Source organism: Achromobacter sp. ES-001 (assembly GCF_019448355.1).
GTDB classification, from domain to species: Bacteria; Pseudomonadota; Gammaproteobacteria; order Burkholderiales; family Burkholderiaceae_B; genus Achromobacter; species Achromobacter spanius_B.
On sequence record NZ_CP079940.1, the window covers coordinates 2,449,784 to 2,467,614 of the forward strand.

General features: G+C 59.1%; 15 protein-coding genes. 6 read left to right on the top strand and 9 right to left on the bottom strand.

Going from position 1 to position 17,831, the window contains the following annotated elements; genetic code table 11:
• Nucleotides 1–7: 7 nt before the first annotated feature.
• The 9 genes from KYT87_RS11085 to KYT87_RS11125 all read right to left on the bottom strand — a co-directional run bounded on the left by KYT87_RS11085 (nt 8) and on the right by KYT87_RS11125 (nt 11,915).
• Nucleotides 8–760 carry a WbqC family protein gene (locus tag KYT87_RS11085; protein ID WP_255594071.1) on the bottom strand — a complete coding sequence of 251 codons (753 nt, stop codon included), beginning with the start codon at nt 758–760 and terminating at the stop codon, nt 8–10.
• Nucleotides 750–1,874 (bottom strand): DegT/DnrJ/EryC1/StrS aminotransferase family protein, encoded by a 1,125-nt coding sequence (locus KYT87_RS11090; RefSeq protein WP_219992245.1) that lies wholly within the window; start codon nt 1,872–1,874, stop codon nt 750–752. The genes KYT87_RS11085 and KYT87_RS11090 overlap by 11 nt, the downstream gene beginning before the upstream one ends.
• Nucleotides 1,871–3,094: a class I SAM-dependent methyltransferase gene (locus KYT87_RS11095; protein ID WP_219992246.1), complete on the bottom strand. Its 1,224-nt coding sequence runs from the start codon at nt 3,092–3,094 to the stop codon at nt 1,871–1,873. The genes KYT87_RS11090 and KYT87_RS11095 overlap by 4 nt, the downstream gene beginning before the upstream one ends.
• Nucleotides 3,091–3,642 (bottom strand): dTDP-4-dehydrorhamnose 3,5-epimerase family protein, encoded by a 552-nt coding sequence (locus tag KYT87_RS11100; RefSeq protein ID WP_219992247.1) that lies wholly within the window; start codon nt 3,640–3,642, stop codon nt 3,091–3,093. The genes KYT87_RS11095 and KYT87_RS11100 overlap by 4 nt, the downstream gene beginning before the upstream one ends.
• Nucleotides 3,639–4,724, bottom strand: a complete 1,086-nt coding sequence (gene rfbG / locus KYT87_RS11105) for a CDP-glucose 4,6-dehydratase (protein ID WP_219992643.1) — start codon at nt 4,722–4,724, stop codon at nt 3,639–3,641. Before rfbG ends, KYT87_RS11100 begins: the two co-directional genes overlap by 4 nt.
• Nucleotides 4,715–5,488, bottom strand: coding sequence for a glucose-1-phosphate cytidylyltransferase (rfbF, locus tag KYT87_RS11110; RefSeq protein WP_219992248.1), 774 nt, complete (start codon nt 5,486–5,488; stop codon nt 4,715–4,717). The genes rfbG and rfbF overlap by 10 nt, the downstream gene beginning before the upstream one ends.
• Nucleotides 5,485–8,901 (bottom strand): methyltransferase domain-containing protein, encoded by a 3,417-nt coding sequence (locus KYT87_RS11115; protein WP_219992249.1) that lies wholly within the window; start codon nt 8,899–8,901, stop codon nt 5,485–5,487. Before KYT87_RS11115 ends, rfbF begins: the two co-directional genes overlap by 4 nt.
• A 249-nt stretch (nt 8,902–9,150) precedes the next feature.
• The gene (locus tag KYT87_RS11120; protein ID WP_219992250.1) at nt 9,151–10,842 is read right to left on the bottom strand and encodes a flagellin; all 1,692 of its coding nucleotides are present in this window, start codon (nt 10,840–10,842) and stop codon (nt 9,151–9,153) included.
• A 317-nt stretch (nt 10,843–11,159) separates the two neighbouring features.
• Nucleotides 11,160–11,915: an RNA polymerase sigma factor FliA gene (locus KYT87_RS11125; RefSeq protein WP_046806432.1), complete on the bottom strand. Its 756-nt coding sequence runs from the start codon at nt 11,913–11,915 to the stop codon at nt 11,160–11,162.
• A 431-nt stretch (nt 11,916–12,346) separates the two neighbouring features.
• On the opposite strand from KYT87_RS11125, the gene flhD reads away from it, so the two are divergent.
• The 6 genes from flhD to cheA all read left to right on the top strand — a co-directional run bounded on the left by flhD (nt 12,347) and on the right by cheA (nt 17,816).
• Nucleotides 12,347–12,670 carry a flagellar transcriptional regulator FlhD gene (gene flhD, locus KYT87_RS11130; protein ID WP_046806433.1) on the top strand — a complete coding sequence of 108 codons (324 nt, stop codon included), beginning with the start codon at nt 12,347–12,349 and terminating at the stop codon, nt 12,668–12,670.
• 32 nt (nt 12,671–12,702) lie between these two features.
• Nucleotides 12,703–13,284 (top strand): flagellar transcriptional regulator FlhC, encoded by a 582-nt coding sequence (gene flhC / locus KYT87_RS11135; protein WP_046806434.1) that lies wholly within the window; start codon nt 12,703–12,705, stop codon nt 13,282–13,284.
• 130 nt (nt 13,285–13,414) lie between these two features.
• A complete protein-coding gene (motA, locus tag KYT87_RS11140; protein WP_046806435.1) occupies nt 13,415–14,284 on the top strand; it encodes a flagellar motor stator protein MotA in 870 nt (289 codons plus the stop codon).
• An 11-nt stretch (nt 14,285–14,295) separates the two neighbouring features.
• A complete protein-coding gene (gene motB / locus KYT87_RS11145; RefSeq protein WP_046806436.1) occupies nt 14,296–15,285 on the top strand; it encodes a flagellar motor protein MotB in 990 nt (329 codons plus the stop codon).
• Between the two features lie 2 nt (nt 15,286–15,287).
• The gene (locus tag KYT87_RS11150; protein WP_046806437.1) at nt 15,288–15,668 is read left to right on the top strand and encodes a response regulator; all 381 of its coding nucleotides are present in this window, start codon (nt 15,288–15,290) and stop codon (nt 15,666–15,668) included.
• Between the two features lie 30 nt (nt 15,669–15,698).
• Complete coding sequence (gene cheA, locus KYT87_RS11155; RefSeq protein ID WP_120154983.1) at nt 15,699–17,816, top strand: chemotaxis protein CheA; 2,118 nt, start codon at nt 15,699–15,701, stop codon at nt 17,814–17,816.
• Nucleotides 17,817–17,831 lie beyond the last annotated feature (15 nt).

Consider the following 17,831-nt stretch of genomic DNA (forward strand, 5'->3'; position numbering starts at 1 on the left):
TAAGCTCTTATTCGGTGGATCGAGCCAGGAAGCTGCGCCATGGCACGGCTTGCCCCCTGATTTTGGCAACGCCATCCGGTCCAAGGTTGGCAATCAAATCCAACGCGCTGACGTAAGGGGTAAAGGTGCCATGCAATTGCGCATACGCTGCGCAGCCATAGTTCATATAGCTCACGTCAATGCCGTGGGCTTCAAAGGCTTCATGGTCCAGGTAGTTGCGAGCGCCATGGCCGGTCAGGTAGGTGGCGGCTTTCAGCGCAAGGCACAAGTCTATGAGCCGTTGTGTACTGGTTCCCGGGACGTTCATCTTCGATGCCGTCATGAAAGTTGTCTCGGCGCCGATCACAGGGAAGTACGCTACCAGCGCGTCCATCGAGGCCCGGGCGAGGCAAGCCAGGCTCTGGTGCCTAGCTGACAGTACAGAGTCAATCAGCGCAAGCATGTCAGCTTTGAATGGCGAGTCTTCGTAGGCCTGGCTCAACTGGCTGAGATGGCTGCGCCTCCAGTCCGTGCGGTAATCAATCTGGACTTCGTTGATCAACTGCCCGCGCCTTTGGCCTGCCAAGGGTACAGTCAACCAGCTGATTCCCGTGCGCGTCTTGATCTGCACACGATTAAAAAAGCCGCGTGCAAACTGCACGTCGTCGTAGTGGACAAAAACATCCGCATGCTTGATTTGTTCAAGCATGCCAACCCACGGGAAGTACATGGGCTGGGAAACCACCACGCAGGGTTGACAGTCGGTCAGATCACGGTTCACGAGTGGCCGCTCCGTACAGTTTCCTAACCACCGCAATGACGCGATCCAAATCCGCTTGTGTCATATCGTGGTAGCTGGGGAGATTGATGGCGCGTTCCGGAATGTCATAGGCATTGGTATTCTTCGGGCAAGCGTCAAACATCGGCAGACTGGATAGGGGGTGGAAAAAAACCCGGGCATCAATGCCTTCCGGGTTCAAAGCGGCTTGCAGGTCTTTACGCTTAATCCCCAACTGAGTATGAAAAACTGCGGTCGGCATCCAGAATCCATTCTGCGTGCCGCCGGGCTCGGGATTCAATGTCACACCGGGCAGATCCTTCAGCCCTGCTTGATATGTCGCGAACACGCGCCGTTTGCCCTCAATGAGTTCGTCGATACGTTCAAGCTGCGCGCAGCCGATTGCAGCCTGGATGTTCGACATTTTGTATTTGAAACCGAGCAGATCAGGCCAGAACTGCTTTGGCTGACTGGCATGGCGGCCGTGATTTGACAGCGTGATAGCGGCTTCATAGAGAGATGGGTTGTTAGTGACAAACATGCCGCCTTCGCCTGTCGTAACCGTTTTCGTTCCATGGAAGGAAAACGTTCCGAATATTCCCATGCTGCCCGCCCGGTTGCCGTGGTACGACGAGCCAATCGCTTCGGCAGCATCCTCGATCACCGGTATGCCATATTGCTCACCGATGGCCAATAGCCGGTCCATCTCGCAGAGGTTTCCATAGAGATGCACGGCGAGGATCGCTTTGGTGCGGGGCGTAATGGCAGCCTGTACTCGCGCTGGATCGAGGCACCAGGAATCGGGGAGAATATCTACGAACACCGGTTTGGCGCCAAGATGGACAATGGGTGCGGCGCTCGCGATCCAGTTGGTGTCGGCCATGATGACTTCATCGCCTGGTCCAATTCCCAAAGCTGCCATGCCGATATGTAGCGCGCCCGTGCAGCTAGACGTGGCGATGGCGAATTCCGTGGCCACGTGTGCTTTGAATTGGCGTTCGAAGCGGCCCAGGTATTCGTAGCAGCGTTCGCCCCAGCCATGGCGGGCGGCGTCGGTGGCATATTCCACCTCAAGTTCGGTAATCGAGGGCTTGGTGTAATGGATGCGCGCGCTCATCGGATTTCCAGGGTAGGAACCGCCGTCACGAACTTGCCGCCCCAGCTACGAATATTTTCATTCTGGCCAATGACTTCTTCAACGATGTTCCATGGGAATACCACGACATAGTCGGGTTGAAGCTCTTTCAACTTTGCCGGCGGGAAAATCGGAATTCTGCTTCCAGGCAGGAACTTTCCCTGCTTGTAGGCGGCGGCATCGCAAACGAAAGGCAACAGGTCCGATTTGATTCCTGCGTAGTTCAGCAGCGTATTGCCCTTGGCCGCGGCGCCGTAGGCAGCCACCGTCTTCCCCAATCGTTTTTGCTGAATCAGAAACTCGACAAAATTGTCTTTGATCTGGTCCACGCGTGTCTGGAACGTCAGGTAAGCGCCGGGATCTTGCATGCCCGCCTGCCTTTCGATTTGCAGGACGTTGGCAACGGCTGAACTGTCGGCCCGGCCATCGTCAACATGGCAGCCGTACACGCGCAAGCTACCGCCGTGGGTCGACAATTCTTCCACGTCGGTCACGCGGAGTCCGCACGTGGCGAAGATGCGCGCCACCGTGTAGAGCGACAGGTAGGAGTAGTGCTCGTGGTAGATCGTGTCGAACTGTGTATGCGAAAGCAGACGAAGTAGGTGCGGAAACTCCAGCGTGATCGTGCCTCCGGGCCTCAAGGCAGCCTTAAGTCCGAGAGTGAAATCGTTGATGTCCGGCACATGCGCGTAAACGTTGTTGCCAACAATCAGATCCGCCTGTTGACCGCTGTTCTGAAGCCGTTTACCCAACTCCTCGCCGAAGAATTCGCGTAGAACAGGTATGCCCAGCGCCTGCGCCACATCGGCCGTGCTTGCTGTGGGTTCGACGCCCAGGCAGGGAATGTCCGCGGCGGCAAAGTTCTTCAGTAAGTAGCCATCGTTGGAGGCCAATTCAATAACGAGACTTTGTTCATTCAGCGAAAACCGCTCTATTGCCATCTCGCTATAGCGGGCGGCGTGGGCCAGCCAGCTTGCGGATGTCGACGAAAAGTAGGCGTAGTCTTTCGTGAATAACGCGTCGGCCAAAGCGTAGTCTTCGGTCTGCGCCAGCCAGCAGTTGTGGCAAACTCGCACCTTCAGCGGATAGTAGGTCTCGGGCTGCGTCATTTCGGCGGCAGTCAAATACGCATTCGATGGCGGCGCTGCGCCCAAGTCGACCAGCGATTGCAAAAGAGGCGTAGCGCAATGGCGGCATCTCATAGGTGAATTCCTGCGAAATCATCGGGAATCAAGGGGTGGCTCTTGTCCCGCGGGGATAGTTCGACGGGGGGCAAGGGCCAGCGAATCGCCAGTTTTGGGTCGTCGTGGCGCAATCCCGCTTCCGATGCCGGTGTGTAGAACGCGGTGTGCAGATAGATCAGTTCGCTGTCCGGTTCCATCGCCTGGAAACCATGAGCGCAGCCCTCTGGAATCACCAGCATCGTTGCAGACCTGGGATCAAGCTCCTGCGCGTGCCAGCGTAGGAAAGTGGGCGATGCCGCGCGCAGATCAACCACCAGATCCCACACGCGTCCCCGAATGCAACGTATGAGCTTCATCTCGGCGTGGGGAGGGTTTTGATAATGCAGTCCACGCACAGTGCCTGTCCGCAATGTTTGCGATTGGTTGATCTGCATGATTTGCCGTGGTCCGATGATGTCGGCAAGGCTTTGCGCGCAGAAGAGGCGCGTAAACGTGCCGCGCTCGTCCCCAAGTTTGCGCGTGTGGACCACGTACGCGCCCGGGATAGGCGTTTCGATTACGTTCATGTTCCCGCCCACTGGCAGCCAGCATCGGCGGCCTTCTCAACATAGTGGCGTAATTGTTCGCCAGAAATCGCATATCCGGTTTGTTGGTGATGGCGATACCAGTTTGCGGTCATTGCCAGCGCATCATCCAGCTGCAACGCGGGGCGCCATCCCAAGATATTGCGCGCCTTGGAGCAATCCAGTAGCAGCAATCCGGCTTCGTGTGGACCCGTGGATGACGTCGTACTCCAGGCCAGACCTGGCCAATGGCGCTGCAACATGTCCAGAAACTCTGCCACGCTGCGATTGTCTTCAGCGGGTGGGCCAAAGTTCCAACTGTCCGCGTACGCCGCTTCGCCGGCCAGCAATTTTTGGCCAAGCATTAGGTAACCGGAAAGGCAGTCCAAAACATGTTGCCACGGCCGCGTGGAGGCTGGCGAACGTATCTCCAGCTTCCGTTGTTCACACACCGCTCTGACCAGATCCGGCACTAACCTATCCACGGCCCAGTCCCCCCCGCCGATCACATTGCCAGCTCGAGCCGACGCTACAAGAACGGAGTGGTTTCGGCTCCAGAACGATTTTCGGTAGCTTTCAAGTAGGATTTCGCAAGCGGCCTTTGACGCGCTGTACGGGTCGTGTCCACCCAATACGTCGTTCTCGCGGTACCCCCAATGCCATTCGCGATTGGCGTAAACCTTGTCCGTGGTCACGATGACAACTGCGCGAACGCTTGGGGTGTTCTGACATGCTTGCAGAACATTTGCTGTTCCCATGACGTTGGTGGACCAGCTTTTTAGGGGGTCGGCATAGGACTCCCGCACCAGAGTCTGCGCTGCCAGATGGAAAACGATTTCTGGCTGAGCCCGTGTCATGGCGTCTGAGACCTGTGCGGAGTTGCGTACATCGCCGTGCAACTCGTGTATGTCTTGAGTGAGGAGGCGCCAATGATTGGGTTCAGAGGAGGGCGGCAAAGAGAAGCCGGTGACACGCGCGCCCAAGACCTCCAACCACGCCGTCAACCAGCTGCCTTTGAAGCCGGTGTGCCCGGTGACCAGGACGGGAACTCCTGCGTAGGTGCCTCCGAATTGCGTTATGCCCATGTTTTCCACGGCGGATTTCCTTGGGCCCACAGGTGTTCGAGCTGATTCTTGTCGCGTAGGGTATCCATAGGCTGCCAAAAGCCCAGGTGCTCAAAGGCCTGAAGTTGGCCCTGGCGGCTGAGAGTTTCCAACGGTACGCCTTCCCAAGGCATGTCATCGCTCTCGATCAAGGAAAGCACGCTGGGCGATAGCACAAAGAATCCGCCGTTGATTAAGCCGCCGTCGCCGCGGGGCTTTTCGGTGAAGCCGGTCACTAGGTTGCCTTCGCGGCGCAGGGCGCCGTAACGGCCTGGAGGCTGCACGGCCGTTACCGTGGCGGCCTTTCCGTGCTCGCGGTGAAAGGCGATCAAGGCGCTGATGTTGACATCAGATACGCCATCACCATAGGTAAAACAGAACGCTTCTTCTTCCTTCACGTAATCCGCCACGCGCTTCAGGCGGCCGCCAGTCATGGTTGTTTCCCCCGTGTCGACCAGCGTCACCCGCCACGGTTCAGCCTTTCGTTGGTGTACTTCCATGCGATTGTCCGCCATGTCGAACGTCACATCGGACATGTGCAGGAAATAGTTCGCGAAGTACTCCTTGATCATGTAGCCCTTGTATCCGCAGCAGATGACAAAGTCATTCACGCCATGCGTGGAATAGGTTTTCATGATGTGCCACAAAATTGGACGGCCGCCAATTTCGATCATGGGCTTGGGACGCGCCTGAGTTTCTTCCGAAATTCGGGTACCCAGACCGCCAGCGAGGATGATGGCTTTCATGCTTGACTCTCACACCATTGAAGGAAGATTCTCTTGATTTCGGTTTCGAACTCGCCGGCGAAGCCGACTTCGTTCATGAGTACGCTGGCTTGCAGTTTCTTGCGCAGGTTCATCCGAATGTTGGACAGCGCGGGCACATCACTGGCCAGCGCGACCGCTTTCTCGATGTACTCCGTCTCGGTTGAGCAGATCAGGTCGGCGTAGCCGACTGATTTAAGAATGGAACTGCCCAAGCGGCCGACGCTGGGTCGATCCGCCAAGGTGATGTACGGAATTCCCATATGGATGAATTCCATGAGGGTCGTGCCCGAGTTGTGGGGAAAGCAGTCCAAGCCAATATCGATACTGCGCAATAGATCCCACGGCGGGCTGTTAAAGCCGATGGACAGTCTTTGGCGGTTGACGCCCAACGCTTCAAAACGGGCGGCCAAGCCATCACACATGGCGGCATCTCGATAGCTGCCGCTATTCACAACCAGCGTAGAGTTGGGCAGTTGGCGCAGGATTGCCGCCCACGTGCGAATGGTGCGGTGATTGATACGAATGGCGCGTGACAGTGTGCCGAAGGTGATTCCGCTGTTAAGCAGTGCGGGAAGCTCACTAACGTCACCCATGCCCGTAGCCGGGCGGTAGGCGCACGCCGTGCTCAAACGCAGGACCTTCTCCGAGAACAGGGGTTCGCTACCGGAAGGTGCCATTGCCTCATCCAGCACGATGTAGTCGATTGCGGACAGGCCCGTCGTGTAACCATATCCCATCCATGTCAGGGAGATGGGGGCCGGCTTCCGGGCGAATACGGCAAGCCTGTTCCCTTGGGTGTGTCCGGCCAGGTCAATCAAGATGTCGATGCCATCGCTCCGGATCTTCTCCGCTAGATCTGCATCGCTCAGCCGGGAAGTTGGTACCCATTTGTCGAAGTAAGTCTTGAATCGAGCGGTGACGTCGTCTTCAGCGGCAAGCTCCGCGTAGGCGGTAATCTCAAATGCCTGCCTGTCGTGATGGGTGAGTAGAGGCTCGACAAAGTTGTTGCCCGAGTGCTTCTTAAAATCAGGAGAAACATAGCCGATCTTCAGTCGACGGGCTGGGTGGCGTGAATTGGTATGGGGACGCCATTTGTCTCGCAATGGCTGAAACAACAGACGATCGCTGTTTTGATAAGCTAGATAAACGTCACTGGCGGATTTGTCAGGGGAATAATTGATCGCAAATAGCAGGTTGCTGTGCGCGCTTGCGGCGTCTGGGTATGCGGAGACCGCGATTTGCGCCGCTTGCTCTGCCGCGACGATATCCCCGCCATCGATAAGCACCTTGCAAAGGTTCAACAGCGACTTGCGGTGTTTGGGATCCCACTTCAGCGCTTCCTCGTAAGCGGTGCGCGCTTCGGCGTATCGGCGCTCCACATTCAGCGCATCGCCCAAACCGGAGTGGGTATGGGCGTTATGTGGTGCAAGTTCCACCGCCCGGCGGCAGGCGTTGATAGCTTCGGAGGAGCGGTCAAGCCGAGCCAGGGTGATACCTAGCAGCACGTAGGATCGAAAATCGGCGGGGGCCGCCTGCAGCATTTTCAGTGCAGCAATCAGCGCTTCGTGCACCTGATTGGTATTGAACAGACAGGCCGTCAGAACTTCCCATGCATCTGCGAATCCTGGGGCGATGTTTGTCAGTTTTCTGGCGATTGGTTCTGCCTGCTGATAGGCGTTCTGGCGAATCAGCTCTTGCATCTTGTTCGCTTGCGCAACCAGCGCAGGCGCGGGCTTGGACTCGGCGTCGTTACTGCACAAAACTCCGATTTCCAGGCTGATTCGGGCGAGCGCACTGGTGTATAGCCCGCACAAGGGTGCCGAACCTTCACTGGACTTCAGACCGGCCTCCAGCAGTTTGCTCCAAGCACCAGCGGAGGCCTGGACCAAGGCATAGCGGCGCAAGAGGTAGAGAAGCTCTGATACCTCCGACGAGCCCAATTGAAGGCCTTGCGCATTTATTGGCTGGTCTTGAGCAGCGATATGCGCCAACGCCGCCAGGCTCAATCCTTCCGACAACGCGCGACCCATGGCCTGCTGCGTGGGCGTCAGTTGAAGTTTGACGGGCTCATTCCAAAGATTGAAATTGGGGCAGGAAGCGAACAGCACCTTGATGGATGCCCGGTTATCCGCCGGCTCGGGTGTGTCATAAGGACCGAGGCCCAGGCAATAGTGGGCGACGTTATTCTCAAGTAGTATCTTTAGCGCGTCGTCGAGAAGTTTCCTTGCGGAAGAGTCGTCATTTTTCAAGCGATGCATGAGTACTGCCAGGAGCGTCCCATATGGGGTGGACGCAGGCCAGACGTGGCCGAGCGTGTCGACAATGATTTCCACCGCGACATCCCTGGTACTCAGGGCTTGGCCCAGGTGATTGACGTAAGTGATACCTTTTTCCGGCGAAGATCCCGCCAAGCGTTGCAGACCGCAGGCCCAACGCAAGCCTTGCATCCTCATCAGGTCGAGTCTGGGCTGTTGCGCAACGCCGCGCGCCGCCGACATCCACAAACTCTGCCGGAAGCCCCGGCTCGTGGCGAAGTCGAGATACTGTTGTTTGACGGTGGGGGGCTGACCGATGGTGAGTAGGCTATTGGACAGAGATACTCCCTGGCCATAGTTCAGCGGCACTTCAGACAATGCCAGGCTATCGCCAACGTAGTCCAAGCCCGCCTCGGCGGCGCGGCCCGCGAATTCGATGAAATAGCACGGGTTCGTGGCGAGCAGATTCCGTCCGTCCGGAGGTGGGGCGTTGGAAAACTGGGATTCGAACTGCCGCAGCGTCGCCGACAGGGCGACCCCCATCGGATTCACGGATGCCAACCCTTCCTTGAACAGTGTCATGGCCGATCGCGCGCTGGCGATGACTTCTTCATTTGTCTGCGCAGCGTGGGCATGCAGAAGAATCGCGTCGCGAATGACCTCCTGAGCTTTTGCTCCGGGGTAGACGTGGTAGTCCACATACAGCAAGCCTAGTGGCGATAGGCGCTGTGCGCAGGTCTCCAGCAAGGCTTGGGCGGCTTCGCCGGGCAGGTAACTATAGAGGCCACTGGCGATGATGTAGTCGAATTCGCCCAAGTCAGTGCTTAAACTGGCGTAATCCTTGCAATACAGCTGGACGTTATCCAGCTTTAGCTGTTTGGATATGGCCTGGCCGCGCTGCACCTTTTCGTCATCAGCATCGACACCGACGACATATGCCTGTGGATACGCCATGGCGAACGGTAGTAGTCCTTCGGCGGCCCCGCAACCCAACACCAGCACTCGTGCATTGTGCAGCGGTACAGTGGCCACACCATAAAGATGGGCAGTCGCGCGCAGGTGCAGCGGAGAGTGGCTTGGCGTCAAGCGGCCCGTGTCCGCTTGGGTTTGCTGTTGAATATAGGCCGGGTTAGACATGGTGGATTCGGTTTCGCGTAAGCCTGAATTGGGATTTCGGAATTCTAGGAAGTCCTATCTCCCTCCATTCGGGGAATCAGCGTCTGAAATCGCCGCCAGTTTGGGAGACACGGCGGGGCGCGGCGCAGAAAAAAAAAAACCCGCCGTGGCGGGTTTTCATAGTTGCCGGGTCTGGCGCGAAGGGCCGTTCCTAGCAGCCTGCCAAGGGAAACCGAAGCTTCCCCAGGCGACCGAAGCCTTTGCTGAGAATTAACGCAGCAGCGACAGAACGGTTTGCGGCACTTGGTTGGCTTGCGCCAGAACCGAGGTACCAGCCTGTTGCAGGATCTGAGCCTTGGACATGTTCGACACTTCCGTGGCGTAGTCGGCGTCTTGAATACGCGAACGAGCGTTGGACAGGTTGTTGACCACGTTGTTCAGGTTCGAGATCGTCGACTCCAGGCGGTTCTGCACCGCGCCCAGTTCGCCGGTCAGCTTGTCCAGCTTCGTGAATGCGGCGTCCAACGTCTTCATCGGGTCGGTGGTCTTGGTGCCCTTGCTGGTGTCTTCAGTCGTCAGATTGCCCGAGCTGTTGACCTTGGCTTCAGCGCCAGCCTTGGCTTCGTAGTCGCCAGTGCCAGTGCCGCTCTTGACCGTCACCTTGCCGGTGTTGGGGTCAACCAGGTAGGTGGTGTCGTAGCTGGCGGTCGTGTTGAAGGTGCCCTTGTCGTCAACGTACGTGTCGGTAGATTTGCCGGACGTGAACTGCAGCGTGGCGGTGGTGATGCCTTGACCCAGGGTGACGGTAACGTCATTGGCCGTACCGTTCGCCTTCACGTTGGCGAGCAGAGCATCGCTGCTGATCGTGTCGGTGAATTCCAGGTTGTTGGCGGTGGCGGTGCTCGTGTAGGTCTTGCCACCGATCGAAACGCTAGCGTCGCCAGCGGTCGACACAGCAGCAGCGGCCTTCATCACGCCGTCCAACGTGGCGGCGGACGTGCCCGAGCCGGCGTTGTTGGTCGTCAAGTTGCCAGCCGAATCCAGGTATGCGTCTTGGCCACCAATGGTGACCTTGCCCGTAGCGTCAACTTCGAACGAGGTCGAGTTGGAGCCGACGTTGTTGTACGTACCCTTCACGGTGCCGGTGGCCGGCTGCAGTGAGGTAGCCAGCGTGCCGACGGCAGCGGTGCCCACAGCCGAGTTCGTGAACGTGAAGTTCTTGTTCGCCGCGTCGTAGGTGTAGGTAACGTCAGCGGCCGAACCGTTCAAGACGGTAACCTTGTTGCCGTTTTCCAGCTTGCCGAAAGCTTGCTCGGCGGTCACGGCTTCGTGCGCCGTCGTGACCTTCCATTCGTTGGCGGCCGTGGTGGTACCACCAGCAGCTTGCAGATCCGACACCGTAGCCGAACGGTTCTGGGTCACGCCCGAGCCGTTGACGTTAAAGCCGTCCAGACCCAGCGTCTTGACGCTGATTTCCGACAGGTTCAGGGTGATCGTTTCGCCGTCGTTGGCGCCAACTTGCAGCGTCAGGGGCTTGGCCGAGTCCGACAGAACCTTCACGCCGTTGAAGTCGGTTTGTTGCGAGATGCGATCGATGTCCGACAGACGTTGGTTGATTTCGTCTTGCATCGAGTTCAGCTGTTCTTGCGAGTAGCTGCCGTTCGAAGCTTGCACCGACAGTTCGCGAACGCGTTGCAGGTGGGTGTTGACTTCGGAGGCGGCGCCTTCCGTCGTCTGAGCCAGCGAGATACCGTCGTTGGCGTTACGAGCGGCTTGGGTCAGGCCCTTGACGTTCGCGGTGAAGCGGTTGGCAATGGCCATACCGGCGGCGTCGTCCTTGGCGCTGTTGATGCGCAGGCCCGACGACAGGCGTTCGATGGCGGTGCCCAGGGAAGATTGCGACTTGTTCAGGTTGTTCTGAGCAACGAGCGACAAGTAGTTGGTATTGATAACTGCAGCCATGTTTAGGCTCCCAAGAGAGAAAGGCTTCTTCAAACCGGGCAGCGGGGCCGCCCATCGTGTTAACGGGAGAATTCGCTTTCTTGCGTCTTCGAATTTCTCCGTTGTCAGGATTACGGCAGTCGCAAATCAATCTTTAGCCCTATTTCTCGAAAGTCGAATTTATTGTTGTATCCGTTGAACGATGGATGCGACGTGGCTTGGCATGCGCTGGCTGTAGGTCTCGATGAACGGGAACGGGCGCCAGTTCGTCACTGAGCGCCCGTTCTTGTCTTGTGCTGGGAGCAGCCGCGCTATCGCAGCCTCTTCCTATATAGGCATCAAATAATCTGCGCGATCTGCCCTTCCAGCGGCAGGTCCTGCCAGGCCATCTCTTTCAGCTTCGCCCGGATCCGCGCCGTGGCCTGCGACCGTAACTGGCACACCCGTGCCTCGGTCACATTCATGATCGCGCCGATCTCTTTCAAGTTCAGCCCCTGCTCGTAACACAGCGACAGCAACAACTTCTCCCGATCAGGCAGGGCATCAATCGCCTGCACCAGCGCCTGACGGAAATCACCAGCCAGTAACGCATCCAGCGGATTTCCACCGGCCGAGCCGTGGTTCAGCGTGGCGGTCCAGTCGGATTGGCCGGAGGCGGAATCGGGTTCGGTGGTGAAGTCTTCGTAATGCACGATCTGCACGCCTTGCGCGTCGTGCAGCAGCGATTGATATTCGCCGATCGGCATTTCAAGCTGGGCGGCGATCTCGGCTTCGGAAGGCGCGCGCATCAGGCGCTGCTCGAGCTGCTGGATAGCTTGCTCGATCTTGCGCGCCTTGGTGCGGACGCTGCGGGGCAGCCAGTCCTGGCCGCGAAGCTCGTCCAGCATCGCGCCACGAATACGGGTCGTGGCGTAGGTCTCGAATTGGGCGTCTGCCGTTTCCTGATAGCGCCTTACGGCGTCAAGCAGGCCGATCATGCCGGCCTGTATCAGGTCGTCGAGCTCCACACTAGCGGGTAGCCGTGCGAGCAATTGCAGGGCCAGCTTCCGCACTAGCGGGGCATATTCGACCAAGCTGTCATCTGCGTGGGGCATTGCGGGAATGTCAGGCGGTGTCCATCGTGACGCATCGTCAGACGTTGTCAATTTGCGACATTGTCGACAAACGCGCGGCTGCGCTAAAGCGACCAGGATTTAGTGATCGGCAAGGTGACATTGTCGGCACTGCACAACATTTCATTCCTGGAAGTACGCAACGTTTTGAATGCTTATTTGCCAAATTGACGTAAATTCGTCACGAGTTTCTATGTCAATGTGTATCGAAACTCACAGGTTGCGCAATATCAACAAAGATTTGTCATATAAGTCATAGAAAATGACATCACCTGTGGTAAATTTTACTTAAATTGCGAACAAATGATACATTTCGCATTAAAACAGGATGCAGCAGCAATCAGGTGTCACTAAGACACCGGTGCTTTTGGTTATCGAGCCCCCGTGGGTGGGATTGGGATAGGGAGTAGGGCGTGCAACAAGTCGAAAATTCTTTGCTGGCAGACATTCGCGAAGTGAATCTGTCATACCTGTTACTTGCGCAACGTATGTTGCGTGATGACTTTGCAGCATCCATGTTTCGTTTGGGATTCAGCAACGAAGTCGCTGACATTCTGATGCGCCTGTCGCCGGCGCAACTGGTCAAGCTGGCCAGCTCGAGCTCGCTGCTGTGCCGTTTCCGCTTTGATGACTACAGCCTGCTGTCGGCCCTGACCCATGATGTTCTGGGCGGCGCGCTGCAACAAGCTCACGCAACAATCTTGCTGGCCAAGCAACCTGTAGAAGAACTGGCCTGACGGCCGCTCCAACACCCACTCGGACTCGTGTAATGGCCTCCAAAAGCGTATCTCAGGAAGCGGACGACATCCTGCTTGCCAGCTCCATGATTACCCTGGGAGCGCGGCTTCAGGTCCTGGAGGCTGAAACCAGCCTCAGCCACGACCGCCTGGCACGCTTGTACCGCGAAATCCGCGGCTGCTCGCCACCCAAGGGCATGCTGCCGTTCTCGGTGGACTGGTTCATGACCTGGCTGCCGAATATTCACTCGTCGCTGTTCTACAACGTTTATTCGTTCTTGAACGCGCGCACCAGCAGCAAAGGCATTCGCGCCATCATCGACGCCTACCGCCTTTATCTGGAAAACGCCGGCCTGGACACGGCCGAAAGCTCGGAACCGGTGTTGAGCTTCACCCGTGCCTGGATGCTTGTGCGCTTCTTTGACAGCGGCATGCTCCAGCTGTCCGCCTGCCGCCAATGTGGCGGCCATTTCATCGCCCATGCCCACGATCCGCACTCGGATTTCGTGTGCGCGATCTGCCGCCCGCCTCCTCGCGCCGGCAAGACGCGCGCGGCCGCCAAAGCCCGTGCCGGCACCCGTCCGGTGCCCGCGCTCGGCGCTGCCCGTCCGTGACCCGGACGCGCAAGGCGCGCGTCCAAATACATCAAAAGCCCTGGAAAACTCCCCGTAACCCGCCTTTTTGGGTCGGGGGGAACAGGGGATCATTGACGCCAGTTTTAGACTTCGTTGGCAGGGGCCTGATGTGTTGATTGTTATCGGTTTTCTCGTGGTGATCGTGTCGGTCGTCGGCAGCTTTATAGCGCTGGGCGGCCATTTGGGCGCGCTTTACCAGCCCTTCGAGCTGACACTGATTTTTGGTGCGGCCTTTGGGGCTTTTCTTGCCGGCAACAGCAAAAAATCGCTGATGCTGGTCAAGAAGGCGCTGCCCGACGCGCTTAAAAGCTCGCGCTACAGCAAGGACGTGTACATGGAGCTGATGGCTCTGCTGTACGTGTTGTTGAATAAAGCGCGCCGTGAAGGCCTGATGGCCATCGAATCGCATATAGAGGACCCGGCTTCCAGCCCGATCTTCAGCGAATATCCGCGCATTGCCAAAGACGCGAAGCTCATGGAGTTCATTACGGACTACCTGCGCATCATGATCAGCGGCAACATGAGCTCGTTTGAAATCGAGACGCTCATGGACGAGGAAATCGAGACCTATCGCCATGAACGCGAAGTGCCCGCGCACGCGCTGCAACAGATGGCTGACGGCCTGCCGGCCTTCGGTATCGTGGCCGCGGTGCTGGGCGTGATCAAGGCGCTGGCCGCCGTGGACCAGCCGCCCGCCATCCTGGGCGACCTGATCTCCAAGGCCATGGTGGGCACGTTCCTGGGCATCTTGCTGGCGTACGGTTTCGTGGGGCCGCTGGCTTCGCGGGTCGAGCGCCGCAATGACGAGGCCATGAAAGTGCTGGAATGCATCAAGACCACGCTGCTGGCCAGCATGAACGGCTACCCGCCGCAGCTGGCGGTGGAATTTGGCCGCAAGGTGCTGTTCTCGTCCGTGCGTCCGACCTTTGGTGAGCTGGAAGAGCACGTCCGGCAAACCAAGTCGACCGGCAAGGCCTGACGGAGCGGGCGATGAGCACCGTAAACAACCACCGTGTGGTGATCCGCCGCAAGAAGGTCAAGGGCGGCGGGCACCATGGCGGCAGCTGGAAAATCGCCTACGCCGACTTCATCACGGCGATGATGGCGTTCTTCCTGGTGATGTGGCTGATCAGCATCGTGCCGCGCGAAGAGCTCAAGGGCATCGCGGAATACTTCCGCATGCCGCTGCGCGTGGCGATCACGGGCGGGCCCAGCAGCTCGGCCGAGACCAGCGCCGTGCCCGGCGGCGGCCGCGACCCCTTGCGCAGCGAGGGCGATGTGCGCAAAGGGCAGGGCAACCGGGTCGAATCCCAGCCCATGGGCGACGCCGAACGGCGCGAACAGCACCGCCTGGAAAACCTGAAGCGCCGCCTTGAAAACGTCATCGAGACCAGCCCCGTCCTGAAAAGCTTCAGGCCGCAGCTGCTGATCGACCTGACGACCGAGGGCCTGCGCATCCAGATCATCGACAACCAGAACCGCCCGATGTTCGCCACCGGCCGCGCCGAAGTGCAGCCGTACATGCGCGACATCCTGCGCGAATTGGGGCCGGTGCTGAACGAGCTGCCCAACCGCGTCAGTATCTCGGGCCACACCGACGCCTCGCAGTACGCACGCGGTGAGCGCGCCTATAGCAACTGGGAATTGTCGGCCGACCGCGCCAATGCCTCGCGTCAGGAATTGGTGGCCGGCGGCATGAGCGAAAGCAAGGTCATGCGCATCCAGGGTCTGTCTTCCAGCATGAGTCTGGTTAAAGATGATCCGTATGCAGCCGTTAATAGACGTATCAGCCTCGTGGTGCTCAATATGAACACCCAGAAGCGCATCGAAAACGAGAACGCCGCAGCCGCGGACGTAAGCGCCAAAGATGCTCGCGAGGTGGGGACGGCCGTGGAGGCGGTGCAAGCCGCCGCCCAGGCCGCGACGGCAACCAATCAAGGCGAAGCGGCGAACGCGCCGCCGGTTCAGGGGGTTCGATAGCAATGGCGGCAACGATTCTGGTGGCGGACGACTCGGCGACGATGCGGATGATCGTCCAGGCGACGTTGACGGGCGCGGGGTGGAAAGTGTTGACGGCCGGCAACGGTCAGGAAGCGCTGGAGGTGGCCAAGAGCCATCCGGTGGACCTCGTGGTCAGCGACTGGAATATGCCCGTCAAGGGTGGGCTTGAATTGATTCAAGGCCTGCGTGAGCTGGACCAGTACCTGGATGTGCCGGTGCTGGTGCTGACCACCGAAGACGATGTGGGTAGCAAGATGGCCGCTCGGGATCTGGGCGTTTGTGGCTGGCTGTCCAAGCCGGTCGACCCCGATGTGCTGGTGGAATTGGCGACCGAGCTGCTCGATGAGCAGGCCGGCGCGTAAAGCAGGTTCATTTATGAAGGCGTACGGGTCATGAGTTCTGGTTTGGACCTCAGTCAGTTTTACGAGACCTTTTTCGACGAGGCGGATGAGCTGCTCGCGCAGATGGAGCAGCTGCTGCTGGAGCTCGACGTAGGGTCTCCCGACATTGAACAGCTCAATGCCATCTTCCGCGCGGCGCACTCGATCAAGGGCGGCGCGGCGACATTCGGCTGTTTTACGCAGCTGGCGGGCACCACCCACCTGCTTGAAAACCTTCTTGACGCAATCCGTCGCGGCGAAATGGCGCTGCGCACGGACATGATTGATATCTTCTTGGAAACGAAAGACGTGCTCAAAAGCCAACTGGATGCCTACCGGGCCTCCGAAGAGCCCGATGAAGCCGTGTTTGAGCGTATCTGCGCCGTATTGAGGCAGCTGGCGCTGGAGCATAAGGACCCCGCTGCGGCCGTGGCCGCGCCGGCGGCCCCCGCGCCCGTCGTGGCCCCTGCGCCCGCGCCTGTCGCCGCTGCGCCGGCCCCCGCGCCCGAACCCGTACAGACGCCGGCGGCTGACGCCGGCGACTTGCCGCTCAAGGTCAGGATCACCAAGGTGTCCGACAAGGACGCCGCGTCGCTGCTCGAAGAAATGGGCAACCTGGGCAACGTGCGCGCCAGCGAACGTGCCAACGGCGCCTTGACCGTGTGGATGGACAGCACGTGCACGCCGGACGATATCGAAGCGGTGTGCTGCTTCATCGTTGACGGCGACCAGTTGTCCATCACCCGCGAAGCCGCGCCCGCCGCCCAGGCCGCCACGCCCGTGGCTGAACCCGTGGCAGCGGCACCGGCAGCCGCCCCGGCGCCCGTCGCCGCCGAGCCCGTGCCGTCGGTCGCCGACACCGCCGCCGCGGCCGAAGCCATCACGCAAGCCGCCGCCCGCGCCTCGCGTCCGGCTGCGCCCGCGCATGCCGACAAGGAATCCACGTCGATTCGGGTGGGCGTTGAAAAAGTCGACCAGGTCATCAACCTGGTGGGCGAGCTGGTCATCACGCAAGCCATGCTGGCGCAGACCGCGTCCACGCTGGACCCGGTGCTTCACGACCGCCTGCTCAACGGCATGGAACAGCTGGAACGCAACGCCCGCGACTTGCAGGAAGCGGTGATGTCGATCCGCATGATGCCGATGGACTACGTGTTCAGCCGCTTCCCGCGCCTGGTGCGCGATATCGCCGGCAAGATGGGCAAGCAGATCGAATTGCAGACCTACGGCCGCGCGACCGAGCTGGACAAGAGCCTGATCGAACGCATCATCGACCCGCTGACGCACTTGGTGCGCAACAGCCTGGACCATGGCATCGAAACGCCCGAAAAGCGTATCGCCGCCGGCAAGGACCCGGTTGGCCAGCTGGTGCTGTCCGCGCAACACAACGGCGGCAACATCGTCATCGAAGTCAGCGATGACGGCGGTGGCCTGAGCCGCGAAAAGATCCTGAAGAAGGCGATGGCGCAAGGTTTGGCCGTCAACGAAAATTCGCCTGACGATGAAATCTGGCAGCTGATCTTCGCGCCGGGTTTCTCCACGGCTGAAAAGGTCACGGATATTTCCGGTCGCGGCGTCGGCATGGACGTCGTGCGCCGCAACATCCAGGACATGGGCGGCCACGTGCAGCTGTCGTGCGAGCCGGGCAACGGCACCACCACGCGCATCGTGCTGCCGCTGACGCTGGCCATTCTGGACGGCATGTCGGTTCGGGTGGGCGAAGAAACCTTCATCCTGCCGCTGAACCACGTTACCGAATCGCTGCAACCGACCAACGACCAGATCTACTCGGTGGCGGGCAACGAACGCGTGATGCATGTGCGCGGCGAATACCTGCCGCTGGTCGAGATGCACCGCGTGTTCTCGGTTGCGCAGGCGCAGACCGATCCCACGCAAGCCATCGCGGTCATCATGCAGGCCGAAGACCGCCGTTTTGCGCTGCTGGTGGATCACCTGATCGGCCAGCACCAGGTGGTGGTCAAGAACCTGGAATCCAACTACCGCAAGGTGCCTGGCATCTCGGCCGCCACCATCCTGGGTGATGGCAGCGTGGCCCTGATTGTCGACGTATTTGCGCTTGCGCGCGCCAACCGTGAGCGTTGGTCGCAGCCCGAAGCCATTCTGAATTGATGGAGCAATAAAAAA

Bases quoted from the DNA above. Each gene is read 5' to 3' on its own strand.
- KYT87_RS11090 (WP_219992245.1), bottom strand. From the start codon at position 1,874: ATGAGCGCGCGCATCCATTACACCAAGCCCTCGATTACCGAACTTGAG.
- KYT87_RS11095 (WP_219992246.1), bottom strand. From the start codon at position 3,094: ATGAGATGCCGCCATTGCGCTACGCCTCTTTTGCAATCGCTGGTCGAC.
- KYT87_RS11100 (WP_219992247.1), bottom strand. From the start codon at position 3,642: ATGAACGTAATCGAAACGCCTATCCCGGGCGCGTACGTGGTCCACACG.
- rfbG (WP_219992643.1), bottom strand. From the start codon at position 4,724: ATGGGCATAACGCAATTCGGAGGCACCTACGCAGGAGTTCCCGTCCTG.
- rfbF (WP_219992248.1), bottom strand. From the start codon at position 5,488: ATGAAAGCCATCATCCTCGCTGGCGGTCTGGGTACCCGAATTTCGGAA.
- KYT87_RS11115 (WP_219992249.1), bottom strand. From the start codon at position 8,901: ATGTCTAACCCGGCCTATATTCAACAGCAAACCCAAGCGGACACGGGC.
- KYT87_RS11120 (WP_219992250.1), bottom strand. From the start codon at position 10,842: ATGGCTGCAGTTATCAATACCAACTACTTGTCGCTCGTTGCTCAGAAC.
- KYT87_RS11125 (WP_046806432.1), bottom strand. From the start codon at position 11,915: ATGCCCCACGCAGATGACAGCTTGGTCGAATATGCCCCGCTAGTGCGG.
- flhC (WP_046806434.1), top strand. From the start codon at position 12,703: ATGGCCTCCAAAAGCGTATCTCAGGAAGCGGACGACATCCTGCTTGCC.
- motB (WP_046806436.1), top strand. From the start codon at position 14,296: ATGAGCACCGTAAACAACCACCGTGTGGTGATCCGCCGCAAGAAGGTC.
- KYT87_RS11150 (WP_046806437.1), top strand. From the start codon at position 15,288: ATGGCGGCAACGATTCTGGTGGCGGACGACTCGGCGACGATGCGGATG.
- cheA (WP_120154983.1), top strand. From the start codon at position 15,699: ATGAGTTCTGGTTTGGACCTCAGTCAGTTTTACGAGACCTTTTTCGAC.